Here is a 13,217-nt window from a genome sequence, read left to right on the forward strand (position 1 = left end):
AGACGGCCGCGTCTAAAAACAGAACAGGCCGTCTGAAAATCTACCCTCATCATTAAATATTTTGACCGATAGATAAAACCTTATGCGATTTATCCCTTTGATTGCCGCACTGCTGCTTTCCGCATGCGCGACCTCGCTCCCTCATCCGCAAACGCTGCCGCCGCTTTCCAAAGAAGGCCAATGGTTCAAACTCGAGCAGACCAATGCGGCGGGGCAAACCGTTCAAACCAATCTCTTGGCAGTCGAACCTCATTCAGACGGCATCCGCTTTGTCCAAACCGATGCACTGGGTGCGCCGGTATCTCGTCAATCGGTCAGCACCAAAGGCTGGAAAAACGACGGCTTTGTGATGCCCAATGCCACTTCACGCCGACTGTTTGCCGCCCTGTTGCCACTTTTGGCTGCTGAACACGCCGCCACGCTTTATCCTGAAGCCCGCCAACAAAATGCTACCCATCAAGGCTTCTGCCCTGACGGCAAAGGCGCGGTGTTCAGCTACCGCGAGCGTGATTTGTGGTGTGTCGCCCACCATTCCGAACAATTCCTCATCGGCTTCCCCGACCAAACTTTCTGGACGGTCAGCCCGATTGCAGAAGACTAATTCATGAATACTCCTGTTTATCTCAGCCGTCCGGCACTGACCAGCGCATTGGGCAGCGGCTTGCAAGTTCATGCCGAAGCCTTACTCACGCCGTCTGAAAACACGCCCCTGACTTTTTCAGACCAATGGGTAAAAGGCAAAACGCATGCTTTCGGTGCCGTCAAAGAAACCCTGATGCCCCTGCCCGACAGCATCCCCGAAGCACACCGCAGCCGCAACAACCAGCTTATCCTGCACGCGCTTTCGCAAATAGACGGACTGATTCAGACGGCCATTGCCCGTTACGGCAAAGAAAGGGTCGCTGTCGTTACCGGTACGTCCACCAGTGGCGCAGACGAAAATATCCCTTTGTTCCAACACGTTGTCCAAGGCGGTGCATGGACGGATGTTCCGTTCAAACAGCTGCAACACACCATGGCTTCGCCCTCCGAATTTATCGCCCAAGTTTACGGTTTGGACGGCTTGCGCTATACCGTTTCCACCGCCTGCACTTCCGGCGCACGCGCCCTCATCAGCGCAGCCCGATTGCTTCGTGCCGGATTGTGTGATGCCGTGATTTGCGGCGGCGCGGATACGCTTTCTCCGCTGACGATTAATGGTTTTGCCTCTTTGGAAGTGCTTTCAGACGGCATCGCCAAGCCTTTTTCCGCCAACCGAAACGGCATCAATATCGGCGAAGCGGCCGCATTTTTCGTGATGACGCGCGATGCCGATTTTGACGGCGAAATGCAGTTGCTGGGCTACGGCGCAAGCAGCGATGCCTACCATATGTCTTCGCCCCGCCCCGACGGTTTGGGTGCAGCCCAATCTTTTCAGGCCGCTTTGGATAAAGCCGGTTTGAAAGCGGAAGACATCGGCTGGATCAATCTGCACGGCACCGGCACGCAACACAACGACAGCATGGAAAGCCGGGCCGTTGCCGAAGTATTTGGCAGCCACACCCTTTGCACCTCAACCAAGCCGTCCACCGGTCATACTTTAGGCGCAGCCGGTGCGATCGAAGCCGCGTTTGCCTGGTTGATGGTCAACCGCCAATACAATCCGGAAGGCAAACTGCCGCCCCAACAATGGGACAATGTACCCGATTCCGAGCTGCCCAACATCGCTTTGACCGACGGCAACAGCCGCTGGCCGTCTGAAAAACGCATTGCCGCCAGCTCGTCTTTTGCCTTCGGCGGCAGCAATGCCGTTTTGATTATCGGATAAGTCCTTATATTTAGGCCGTCTTTTCAGACGGCCTTTTTCTTTGTCGCAACTTAAAAAACAATAACATCAAAACAACAACCAAATCCGCCGAAATATGCCATAATAGGCTTAGCACGTTTCATCTCGCGATGTGCCCGAAAAGAAAAACTTAACCTACATAGAGAATAATCCCATGACTAAATCCACCATTATCTATACCTACACCGACGAAGCTCCTGCATTGGCCACTCAATCCCTGTTGCCAATCGTGCAGGCGTTTACCCGCCATGCCGATATTGATGTCAAAACCAGCGACATTTCTCTCTCCGGCCGTATTTTGGCGGCGTTCCCCGAATACCTGACCGAAGCGCAGCGCGTACCCGATGCACTTGCCGAGCTGGGCGAACTGGTGAAACAGCCCGATGCAAACGTGATCAAACTGCCGAACATCAGCGCATCCGTACCACAACTGACTGCTGCAATTAAAGAATTGCAGTCTAAAGGCTTTGCCGTTCCCGACTATCCCGCCGACCCGCAAACCGATGAAGAAAAAGCCGTACGCGAACGCTACGACCGCATCAAAGGCAGCGCGGTCAACCCTGTCCTGCGCGAAGGCAACTCCGACCGCCGCGCGCCGAAAGCAGTGAAAAACTTTGCGAAAAAACATCCGCACAGCATGGGCGCATGGACGAAAGACTCCAAAACCCACGTTGCCACCATGCAAAGCGGCGACTTTTTCCATAACGAACAATCCGTTACCGTACCCGATGCGACTTCCGTATCCATCGTATTCACCGACAAACAAGGCAACAAAAAAGAGCTGCGCGAGCCTGTTGCCCTGAAAGCCGGCGAAATCATCGACGCGACCGTAATGAGCAAAAAAGCCCTGCTCGCCTTCCTTGCTGAACAAGTGAAAGACGCAAAAGCTAAAGGCGTATTGTTCTCGCTGCACATGAAAGCCACCATGATGAAAGTATCCGACCCGATTATCTTCGGACACGCCGTCAAAGTATTCTTTGCGCCTGTATTTGAAAAATTTGGCGACAAATTGGCTGCCGCAGGCGTCAACGTCAACAACGGCTTCGGCAACCTGCTTGCCAATCTGGACAAACTGGATGCGGACACCCGCGCCGCAGTCGAAGCCGAAATCGCCGCCGTTTACGCCGCCAACCCTGATTTAGCGATGGTCGATTCCGACAAAGGCATCACCAACCTGCACGTTCCCAGCGATGTCATCGTTGATGCTTCCATGCCCGCGATGATTCGTAATTCCGGCCGTATGTGGGATAAAGACGGCAAAGCGCAAGACACCAAAGCCGTCATTCCCGACAGCAGCTACGCAGGCGTTTATCAAGCAACCATCGACTTCTGCCGCGAACACGGCGCGTTCGATCCGACAACCATGGGTACCGTGCCCAACGTCGGCCTGATGGCGCAAGCAGCCGAAGAATACGGTTCACACAACAAAACTTTCGAAATCGAAGCCGACGGTCAGGTTCAAGTCATTGATGCAGCAGGCAATGTCCTGATGCAACACAACGTTGAAGCCGGCGACATCTGGCGTATGTGCCAAACCAAAGACGCTCCGGTTAAAGACTGGGTACAACTCGCCGTCAACCGCGCCCGTCTGAGCAACACGCCCGCCGTGTTCTGGCTCGACGAAAACCGTCCGCACGACAAGAGCCTGCTCGCCAAGGTTAAAGCCTACCTTGCCGAACTGAATACCGACGGCCTCGACATCCGCGTCCTCGCTCCTGAAGAAGCTGCTAAATTCAGCTTGGGCCGTCTGAAAAACGGCGAAGACACCATCTCCGTAACCGGCAACGTCCTGCGCGACTACCTGACCGACTTGTTCCCGATTTTGGAACTGGGTACCAGCGCGAAAATGCTGTCCATCGTTCCCCTCATGAACGGCGGCGGTATGTTTGAAACCGGCGCGGGCGGTTCTGCACCGAAACATGTTCAACAACTCCTCGAAGAAAACCACTTGCGTTGGGACTCTTTGGGCGAATTCCTCGCGCTTGCCGTATCGTTTGAACATCTGGCGCAAAAAACCAGCAACACCAAAGCCCAAGTCCTCGCCGACACTTTGGATGCAGCCACCGAAAAACTGCTGTTGAACGACAAATCGCCTAAACGCAAAGCTGGCGAACTCGACAACCGCGGCAGCCATTTCTACCTTACCCTCTACTGGGCGCAAGAATTGGCAGCGCAAGACAAAGATGCCGAACTGAAAGCCGCATTTGCTCCATTGGCAGCCGCTTTGACTGCCAACGAAGCCAAAATCGTTGAAGAACTCTCTGCCGTACAAGGCAAAGCGGTCGACATCGGCGGCTACTACGCAGCCAATCCTGAAAAAGCCGCGCAAGCGATGCGTCCGAGCGCAACCTTTAATCAGGCATTGTCAGCCTTATAATTAAAGTAATAAAAGGCCGTCTGAACTTTCAGACGGCCTCAAACCTTATGGAAACACAATGAAAAAAACCATTCTTTCTCTTACTCTCCTCATCAGTGCTCCGGCTTTGTGGGCATTTTCCCCTGCCGAATTGGCACAAACCCTGCAAAAACCGCAAAACGTGCAAGGCAATTTTGTCCAACAACGCCAGCTCAAATCCCTCAGCAAACCCATGACCACCAGCGGCAGCTTTACCCTTGTCCCACAAAAAGGCCTGCTCTGGAAAATGCAAAAACCATTTGAAACCACCCTGCGCGTGCGTTCAGACGGTATCATGCAATGGAACGGCAGCCAATGGGTCAACCCAAATGCCAGCAAGCTCAACGGCCAAAGCCGCCAAATCAAACTTTTCCTCGACCTTTTGGGCGGCAATACCCAAGGTTTGGAAAAACAATTTGATTTGAAATTAAACGGCAACGAAAAAAAATGGACGTTGACCTTAACTCCGAAAACCGCCATTACCCGCCAAATCTTCAACCGTATCGAAATCAACGGCGATACGCTGGTGCGTAAAATCGAATTGGACGAAAAGCAAGGCGACAAAACCACCATGCAGTTCAACCAAATCCAAACCGATAAAGCTCTGGACAGCTTCAGCCGTACCGCCCTCTAATTGTCTATCCCAACAAAAGGCCGTCTGAAAATAGATTTCAGACGGCCTTTTGTATTAATCGGCTGAAGGCTGCTGCCCTTTTCGTTCCGCCTTTCTGGCTTCGCGAATAGCTTTAATTTCGGCCTCTTTCTGTCTGGCTTTTTTCAGCCAAGCTTCCCATTGGTTTGGCGTTTCCAGCGTGATTCTGCCGATTTTGCCTTCTCGGAAATCGGTCAGGATATTTTCAGCGGCCTTTTGATAGTTGACCCGTCCGCCGCTCAAAACCGCACCGCGTTTTTTGGCAATCCACTCCAACCAAGAAGTATCGTCCCAATGGCTGCTTGGATCTTTGTCAGCTTGATAGCGCTCTTGCAACAGGGCCAGATAATGGCGGCGAAGGTAATCCAAAAGCTCAAGCGCCACTTCTTCTTCGTCCAGCGCGTTGCGTCCGACTGCACCACCGGCTGCAAGGTTGTAGCCGCCTTCTTCAACGATAATTTTTGGCCACAACATCCCTGGTGTATCGTAAAGCCAGAAATCGTCGGCAAGGAAAAGGCGTTGTTCGGCTTTGGTAATACCGGGTTCGTTACCGGTTTTGGCAGATTTTTTGCCGATCATGCCGTTAATCAAGGTGGATTTGCCGACGTTGGGAATACCGCAAATCAGGACACGCAGCGGCTTCTCGATACCTTGACGATGCGGAATCATGGCGCGGCAGGCTTGGGTGATTTTGCCATGCGCACCGGTTTCGGAAGAATCCAGCGCAATGGCGCGGGTATCTTGGCGGCTGTTGTAGTGTTCGAGCCAAACTTTAGTGCGCTCGGGATCAGCAAGGTCTTGCTTGTTTAAGATTTTGAGTTTGGGCTTGCCTTTGGACAACTGGGCAAGCAAAGGGTTTTCGCTGGAAGCAGGCATACGCGCGTCCAACATCTCAATCACCATATCAACGCTTTTAATACGTTCGGCAATGGCTTTTTTTGCCTTGTTCATGTGGCCGGGAAACCATTGGATAGCCATGTCTTTTTATTCTTTCTATTCGTATCTGAGGCCGTCTGAACAATCATTGTTTTTCAGACGGCCTCGATATTGGGATAATCGGTCAATCAGGATTTAGAGATTGCCATGCTCGTAGCTGTAATAACCTGCTTCATCCATACATTGCTCAAACGTTTTGGATGTATTTCCATTTTGGACTTGCGATTTGCAGGTATTGATTTGGCGGGAAACTTCAGCTTCGCTCGCGCCGGTACGGTGCCAACGGTAAGCAGTAACAGGCTCTGTTGCACAAGCGGTCAAGATAAGCAGGGATAATGCGGTCAGACTGATTTTTTTCATGGTTTCTTCCTTTGAGGCCGTCTGAAACGGCAAGTTAGCGTCCTGCCAAGCTTTGTGCCTGACGGTGGCGGACAAGGAGTTCATAACGGCCTTTGAGGCGCTCGGCCAGTTTTTCTACAACATAAACGGAGCGGTGCTGACCGCCGGTACAACCAATGGCAATCGTCACATAACTGCGGCTCTCTTGCTGCAGGCGCGGCAGCCAGCGGTTTAAAAAATGCTCAATATCATCAACCATTTCTTGAACCAAAGGCTGCTGGTCCAAATAATCTTGAATGGGTTTATCCATACCGGTAAAGGGGCGCAATTCAGGATCGTAATACGGATTGGGCAGGCTGCGCATGTCAAACATAAAGTCGGCATTATTGGGAACGCCGTATTTGAAACCAAAAGATTCAAGAATAACCAGCAAACCGATGCGTTCAATGTTGAGCCATTGTTGAACGGCATAACGCAGCTGCTGCGCGTTCATTTTGGACGTATCGATGCAATATGCAATGTCTTTGAGCGGAAAGAGCCATTCGCGTTCTTTTTGCAGGCTTTCCAACAAGGTCAGATTATGGCCGGACAAAGGATGGCCGCGGCGGGTTTCCGAGAAGCGGCGTACCAACACGCCCTCTTCTGCTTCAATAAAGAGGACTTCGACTTGATGCCCTTCATGACGCAAATATTGGATTTGCTCTTGCGCCTCCTGAATATTGATACCGGAACGGATGTCAACGCTGACACCGAGTTTGGTTTCATCGGCACGTTCGATGTGGAGTGAAACCAACGACGGAAGCATTTCCAAAGGAAGGTTATCGACACAGTAATAGCCCAAATCTTCGAGCTGTTTGAGGGCTACGGATTTTCCTGAGCCGGATAAGCCGCTAATCAGGACGATTTTCATGGTTTTGTTCGTTTTCTTTGAGTTGTGTTTGATGGCGTTCGAGGAATTCTTTGGTGCTGTCTTTGCCGCGCAATTGAAGGATGTAATTGCGCACCGCAGCTTCAACCAATACTGCTAAGTTTCGACCGATTGCAACAGGCAGGGTAACGGAACGGACGCTGACGTTGAGGATAGATTCTGTTTCGGTACGGATGCTCAATCGATCGAGTTGTTTCATGTATCCGTCGTCGGCCGGAACCAAATTAATAATCAGCTGGAGGATTTTTTTCGGACGGATGGAGGTTTCGCCAAAAATATGGCGGATATTGAGTATGCCCAAACCGCGCACTTCGAGGAAATCACGCAGCATAGGCGGGCAACGGCCTTCCAGCATTTCCGGGCCGGTGCGGAAGAGTTCGACCGCATCATCGGCAATCAGGCTGTGGCCGCGCGAAATCAGTTCCAATGCCAATTCACTCTTACCCAAGCCGGACTGCCCGGTAATGAGTACGCCCACTTCAAATACATCCAAAAATACGCCGTGCTTAATGGTGGAAGTCGCCAATGTGCGTTGCAGATAAATCCGCAAAACGTCCATCAGGTGCGGGCTTTCCTGTTTGGATGTCAGCAGGGGGATACTGTTGGTATGGCAATAATCGCGTAATTTGGGCGAAACCGGCAAACCGTTGGCGACGATGACCAAAGACATGGGGATGTCGAAAAGCTCGCCGAAATCATAGTTGAGTTCGCCCGATTCCAGACGGCGTAAATATTCGGCTTCGGCTACGCCGACAACTTGAATTTGGTTGGGATGGATAAAGTTTAAGTGGCCGACCAAGGCCAAGACGGGTTTATCGGCTTCGACACCGATACGGTTGTCCGCGCCGGAATTGCCGGCAGCCCAAGCAAGTTCGAGTTTGTGCTGATTGTCGGAAAACAGGCGGCGGACGGATATGCTGGGCATGAATTACTCTTCGGTCAGGAGTGTGCGTACTTCTTCGGCAGAAGTCGCGGCCATCAATGCTTCACGGACGGCTTTTTGAGAGAATCTGCCGGCCAGTTTGGACAAGACTTCCAAATGTTCGCCGGTAGCGTTTTCAGGCACAAGCAGGATAAAAATCAGGGAAACGGGTTTGCCGTCGGGCGCATCAAAGGCGACCGGCTCTTTGGTACGGATAAACGCACCGGTGGCTTTTTTCACGCATGCGTGACGGCCGTGGGGAATCGCCACCCCCTGCCCCAAACCGGTCGAACCGAGTTTTTCACGGGCAAACAGGCAGTCGAACACGTTGGCATTCGGTAATTCTGCTTCATTCTCCAGCAGCTGTGCGGCCTCTTCAAACAGACGCTTTTTGCTGCTGACTTCCAAATCCAAAACGATATGGGACAAAGGTAAAATTTCGCCGATCAGGCTCATATGTATCTCTTTTAAATGTCGCAAAACAATGGGATTGTACCGATTGTCGGTGCAAATCTCAATCCTGAAGGCGTAATTTACACTCGTCCCGCTAACATTTTCCATGTTGTTTTTGATATTTTTTAACGAGCCGAAAATCATCCAACCATTTGATTATGATTGATTTAAAGTAAAAATTCCATCATTGGCTAAATCACAGTTTAAATAAAAAGGAGTATGTCCGGCATACTCCTTTTCCCTTTCTTTTCAGACGGCCCCAACCTCGTTTTTTAAAACAGTTTGGGCACCAAAAACAACCAAAAATAATGGCAGACCAATCCGCAAAACCACGCCAAGCCGATGCGGTTGTTGGCCAAAAATGTTTGGAAGCACAACTGGCGGTCGCGCGTACGGATGGCAGTATATTGCTGATACTGCCAATAAACGGTTACCGGCAATACCAGCCAATACGGCCAAGTTGCGCCGATTTTGATACCCAGCACCGCCATCAATACCGTAAACCAAAAATGGCAAAGCATGGTTGCGCTAATGTCGTGATGGCCAAATGTGATTGCCGAAGTTTTAATGCCAATTTTCAAATCGTCTTCTTTGTCCGCCATGGCATAAATCGTGTCGTAAGCCAGCGTCCATAAGGCATTAGCGGTAAACATCAGCCACGCTTCGGGAGGCACTCGGCCTTGCACGGCGGCAAAGGCCATGGGAATGCCGAACGAAAATGCCAGTCCCAAATAAAACTGCGGCAACGGGAAAAAGCGTTTGGTAAAGGGATATGTGACGGCCAGAAACAAGGCCGGAAGACTCATCAGCCAAGTAAATCGGTTGAGCGGCACAAGACACAAGGCCGCCATCAGACACAGCATGACGGTCAAAAGCAGCGCTTCGGTTTTGGAAACCAAACCTTTGGCAAACGGGCGGTTTTTGGTGCGCTCTACTGCGCCGTCAAAATTGCGGTCGGCAAAGTCGTTTACGACGCAACCTGCGCTGCGCATTAAAAACGTGCCTGCAGTAAAGGCAATAAAAATATCCACGTCGGGAACGCCTTTAGACGCAATCCACAATGCCCAATAAGTCGGCCACAGCAAAAGCAGGGTACCGATGGGTTTGTCGATGCGCATCAGTTTGGCGTATATCACCATCCGTCCGACAGCGTAACGCGGTAAAAATTGTAGGAAAAAGCGCCGTATGTTCATTGGTGTAATGTGTCGTTGTATATGTATTGATGCTGAATGAAAGGCATTTTTAGAGCCTTAGCTCTTATTATAATTTATTGCCGTCTGAAATCAAACGAATCTTAACGATTTAATTTATTGTATTATAACAGAATTATGACAAATATCGGCAATCGGTTTTCTTTTCAGACGGCCTTATCGGTATAAATCCATTAATTTCAATAAGAAATATTCTGTTAATTCCAATATTTCGCCGTTCCAATCGAAATACGAACGGCGCGCGGTAACAGGCCGTCTGAAAGACGGATGCTCGGCATCTTCAAAACGAAGAAACTCAAAATCCGAACGTTTCAACGGCAATGTACCGTCAAACAGACGCTCTCCCAAAGGCTGCGTTCCGCAATCCAATAATTCTGTCCATAGACGGCTATCCGGCCGGCACGCGCTTCTGGCTTGTATCACTGTTTCGCCGTCCAGTTTGAGCAAAACATCGCGCACAAAGATTTCGTCTCCGTTTTCCGCTCCCTTCGTCAAACCCAAATACACCAGCTCGACCGAAAAATCCTTACCTGAAGCGCGCAACGCAGCGGTTAGCGAAGAAACGGTCAACAAATGTTCGGCTTTAGACGGCAGAAGACTTGAAGCTTCGGCATATGAGCAAAGCGTGCCACGCGGTATATCAAACGCCATTGACCACCTCTGTTTTTGCTAACTCCTGCCATTGGGCTTCGGGAAACTCATCTTTCAGACGGCCTTTGAGATATTCCAAGGTGTCGCCGGCAACGGTTTCATCTTTGCTGTCGTGAATATGGTTGAAAATCAGGCTGTGTAACCGGATGCCGTATTGTTTGAGCGCGGAGAAGCTGAGCAGGGTATGGTTGATGCTGCCGAGCCGCCCGCTGGTAACGAGAATGACGGGATAAGCCTGTTGCTGAATATAATCAATGGTTAACAGGTTTTCCGTCAGAGGAACCATCAATCCGCCCGCGCCTTCGACCAATACGATTTCGTATTGTGCCGCCAGCTGCTGCGTGGCAGTGTGGATTTTGTCCAAGTCCAAAGCCCTGCCGTCCAGACGGGCGGCGAGGTGTGGCGAGGCGGGATAGCTGAAGATTTCGGGCATGGTCAGCCGCTGTTTGTCGGCTTCCTGCATGGGTATGCCCATGATGTTGCGGTGGACGGCGATGTCGTCGGCGATGTTTTGGCAACCGGTTTGCACGGGTTTTTGCGTAATCACGCTTTTGCCCTGCTGCAACAATTGTTTTGCCAACATGCCGGTGGCGACGGTTTTGCCGATGTCCGTGTCTATGCCGCTGACGAAGTAAACGCCTTTCATTTGCTGTGTTCCTTCAAAATTTGTACGGTTTTGTCGGCGAGTTCGGTCAAGAGGCCGTCTGAAATAATGTAAGGCGGCATGAGGTACACCAGCCTGCCGAATGGGCGCACCCAAATGCCCTGCACCACGCAGTCCGCTTGAAAACGCGCCATATCCACGCCTTTTTCCAGCTCAATCACGCCGATGGCACCCAAAACGCGCACGTCTTTCACGCCGCGAATGTCCCATGCAGCTTTCAGACGGCCTTTTAAAATGCTTTCGATGCGGCGGATATTTGCCTGCCAATCTTGGGACAAAAGCAGTTTGACCGAAGCGCAGGCAACGGCACACGCCAGCGGATTCGCCATAAACGTCGGCCCGTGCATGAACACGCCCGCTTCGCCACGCGAAATCGTTTCGGTGACTTTTTGCGAAGTGATTGCCGCCGCCAGCGTCATATAGCCGCCGCTCAAGCCCTTGCCGATACACATAATATCCGGCACGACCTCCGCATGTTCGCAGGCAAACATCTTGCCCGTGCGCCCGAATCCGGCGGCAATTTCGTCAAAAATCAACACGATATCAAATTCGTCGCACAAATCGCGCAAACCGCGAAGATACTGCGGATGATAAAAATACATGCCGCCCGCGCCCTGCACGACCGGCTCTAAAATAAAGGCGGCAATATCCGCATGATGCGCTTCAAACAAGGCGCGGACAGGTTGCAAATCCGCCTCATCCCATTCATCGTCAAAACGGCTTTTTGGATTATCGACAAAATAACGCTGCGGCAGAGCGCTGCCGAAAATATGGTGCATCCCCGTTTCCGGATCGCAAACGGACATCGCGTTCCAAGTATCGCCGTGATACCCGCGCCGCACCGTCGCAATATTCTGCTTCGCGGTCAAACCCCGCGCCTGCTGGTATTGCACCGCCATCTTCAGCGCGACTTCCACCGAAACCGAACCTGAATCCGCATAAAAAATACGGTCCAGCCCCTGCGGCAAAATCCCGACCAATAATTTGCCCAGTTCCACCGCAGGCTCGTGCGTCAAACCTCCGAACATCACATGCGACATTTGCTTAATCTGCGCCTCAACCGCCTGATTCAAAACAGGATGATTGTAGCCGTGTATCGCACACCACCAAGACGACATCCCGTCAATCAGCCGCGTACCGTCCGCCAATTCGATATGCACGCCCTCCGCACGGCGCACCGGATAAACAGGCAACGGGTCGGTCATGGACGTATAGGGATGGAGCAGATGGGCGCGGTCGAAATCGAGCAGGGAGGACGGTTCGGACATGTTGAAAACAATGGTTTGATCAGTTTCATTATTATATAACATATTTTCTATTTCAGACGGCACGTCTTCCGTACTGCATCAACGCCAATCCGCCCACCGCCGCCAAACAGCCGGCAACCAAGGAAACATGCAATGCCTCTCCCAAAAACCAAGCGGAACACAAAATGCCGAATACCGGCACCAAAGTGATGTACGCTGCCGCGCTGCCGGCGCCCAAAGTCTTCACGCCTTCAAAATACCACGCATAGCTCAAGATCGTTGCGCCGACAGACAGGCCAATCAAAGCAAACCAGCCCCTGCCATCCATTTCGGCAAGCATACCAAACGGCAGGCCGTCTGAAATTAGCGCAGGCGGCAACAACATCATTGCACCCAGCCAAGCGGTGGCCACAGTTACCGTCAGCGCGTCAATTCCCTGCAACACCGCCCTGCCTATCATCGTATAAGTGACCAAGCAGCAAAGGCTGCAAAACACCAGCACTTCGCCCCACCCTATGCCGCCGCCCGACAAAAATGCCGCAATCTCGCCATGCGTGACCGCCCATATCGAGCCTGCCACTGCCAACAGCATACCCGACACAATCTTGCCGTTGAGTTTCTCGCCAAATAGCAAAGCCGCAAAAAACATCGTTAACACAGGATTGAACGTGACCAACACCGTCGCCCTTGAAGCAGGAAGCCGCTGCAAACCTAGCATAGACAACACAGTAAAACCAAATACGCCGAATGCCGCCGCCAGTGCCAATCCAAGCCATTGTTTGCGTGACAAAACCGCCAAAGTACGCAATCGATACCGTGCAAACAGCCAGCCCAAAAGCAAAATTGCCGCTGTCAAAAAGCGCAGCATACCGCCCGTTAAAGGCGGCAGCGCTTGTCCCAGCATCCGCCCCATCGGCCAAGATGCGCCCCAAAACGCCGCCATGCCCAATAGTTTTAGATGGATTACTAAATGTTTCATGGTGATGGATAACTT

Annotated in this window: 14 protein-coding genes; 4 read left to right on the top strand and 10 right to left on the bottom strand. The window is 51.6% G+C overall.

Annotated features, from left to right (window positions below; genetic code table 11):
• The first annotated feature begins 82 nt into the window (after window positions 1–82).
• The 4 genes from HMPREF2661_RS03735 (at window position 83) to HMPREF2661_RS03750 (ending at window position 4,854) form a co-directional block, all read left to right on the top strand.
• Window positions 83–601 carry a hypothetical protein gene (locus HMPREF2661_RS03735; RefSeq protein ID WP_070822394.1) on the top strand — a complete coding sequence of 173 codons (519 nt, stop codon included), beginning with the start codon at window positions 83–85 and terminating at the stop codon, window positions 599–601.
• A 3-nt stretch (window positions 602–604) separates the two neighbouring features.
• On the top strand, window positions 605–1,807 hold the full coding sequence (locus tag HMPREF2661_RS03740) for a beta-ketoacyl-ACP synthase (RefSeq protein ID WP_070822396.1): 1,203 nt from the start codon (window positions 605–607) through the stop codon (window positions 1,805–1,807).
• A 172-nt stretch (window positions 1,808–1,979) separates the two neighbouring features.
• Entirely contained in the window at window positions 1,980–4,202 is a 2,223-nt protein-coding gene (locus tag HMPREF2661_RS03745) for an NADP-dependent isocitrate dehydrogenase (protein ID WP_070822398.1), read from the top strand.
• 58 nt (window positions 4,203–4,260) lie between these two features.
• Window positions 4,261–4,854: a LolA family protein gene (locus HMPREF2661_RS03750; RefSeq protein ID WP_003747363.1), complete on the top strand. Its 594-nt coding sequence runs from the start codon at window positions 4,261–4,263 to the stop codon at window positions 4,852–4,854.
• A 54-nt stretch (window positions 4,855–4,908) separates the two neighbouring features.
• Here HMPREF2661_RS03750 and ylqF read toward each other — a convergent pair whose 3' ends face one another.
• From ylqF to HMPREF2661_RS03800, 10 genes are all read right to left on the bottom strand, one after another.
• Window positions 4,909–5,850: a ribosome biogenesis GTPase YlqF gene (ylqF, locus tag HMPREF2661_RS03755; RefSeq protein WP_070822400.1), complete on the bottom strand. Its 942-nt coding sequence runs from the start codon at window positions 5,848–5,850 to the stop codon at window positions 4,909–4,911.
• Between the two features lie 93 nt (window positions 5,851–5,943).
• Window positions 5,944–6,168 (bottom strand): protocatechuate 3,4-dioxygenase, encoded by a 225-nt coding sequence (locus tag HMPREF2661_RS03760; protein ID WP_039862229.1) that lies wholly within the window; start codon window positions 6,166–6,168, stop codon window positions 5,944–5,946.
• 34 nt (window positions 6,169–6,202) lie between these two features.
• Window positions 6,203–7,057, bottom strand: coding sequence for an RNase adapter RapZ (rapZ, locus tag HMPREF2661_RS03765; RefSeq protein WP_003747370.1), 855 nt, complete (start codon window positions 7,055–7,057; stop codon window positions 6,203–6,205).
• The gene (gene hprK / locus HMPREF2661_RS03770; RefSeq protein ID WP_003747372.1) at window positions 7,038–8,000 is read right to left on the bottom strand and encodes an HPr(Ser) kinase/phosphatase; all 963 of its coding nucleotides are present in this window, start codon (window positions 7,998–8,000) and stop codon (window positions 7,038–7,040) included. The genes rapZ and hprK overlap by 20 nt, the downstream gene beginning before the upstream one ends.
• A gap of 3 nt (window positions 8,001–8,003) precedes the next feature.
• On the bottom strand, window positions 8,004–8,453 hold the full coding sequence (gene ptsN, locus HMPREF2661_RS03775) for a PTS IIA-like nitrogen regulatory protein PtsN (protein ID WP_003747374.1): 450 nt from the start codon (window positions 8,451–8,453) through the stop codon (window positions 8,004–8,006).
• 269 nt (window positions 8,454–8,722) lie between these two features.
• Window positions 8,723–9,643 carry a 4-hydroxybenzoate octaprenyltransferase gene (gene ubiA / locus HMPREF2661_RS03780; protein WP_049322860.1) on the bottom strand — a complete coding sequence of 307 codons (921 nt, stop codon included), beginning with the start codon at window positions 9,641–9,643 and terminating at the stop codon, window positions 8,723–8,725.
• A gap of 174 nt (window positions 9,644–9,817) precedes the next feature.
• Entirely contained in the window at window positions 9,818–10,312 is a 495-nt protein-coding gene (locus HMPREF2661_RS03785) for a chorismate--pyruvate lyase family protein (protein WP_049322859.1), read from the bottom strand.
• The gene (gene bioD / locus HMPREF2661_RS03790; protein WP_049322858.1) at window positions 10,302–10,958 is read right to left on the bottom strand and encodes a dethiobiotin synthase; all 657 of its coding nucleotides are present in this window, start codon (window positions 10,956–10,958) and stop codon (window positions 10,302–10,304) included. The genes HMPREF2661_RS03785 and bioD overlap by 11 nt, the downstream gene beginning before the upstream one ends.
• On the bottom strand, window positions 10,955–12,244 hold the full coding sequence (gene bioA, locus HMPREF2661_RS03795) for an adenosylmethionine--8-amino-7-oxononanoate transaminase (protein WP_070822444.1): 1,290 nt from the start codon (window positions 12,242–12,244) through the stop codon (window positions 10,955–10,957). The genes bioD and bioA overlap by 4 nt, the downstream gene beginning before the upstream one ends.
• Before the next feature lie 52 nt (window positions 12,245–12,296).
• Entirely contained in the window at window positions 12,297–13,202 is a 906-nt protein-coding gene (locus HMPREF2661_RS03800; protein ID WP_070822402.1) for a DMT family transporter, read from the bottom strand.
• Between the last annotated feature and the right edge of the window lie 15 nt (window positions 13,203–13,217).

The sequence above is a fragment of the Neisseria sp. HMSC061B04 genome, from assembly GCF_001836705.1.
Lineage (GTDB): Bacteria > Pseudomonadota > Gammaproteobacteria > Burkholderiales > Neisseriaceae > Neisseria.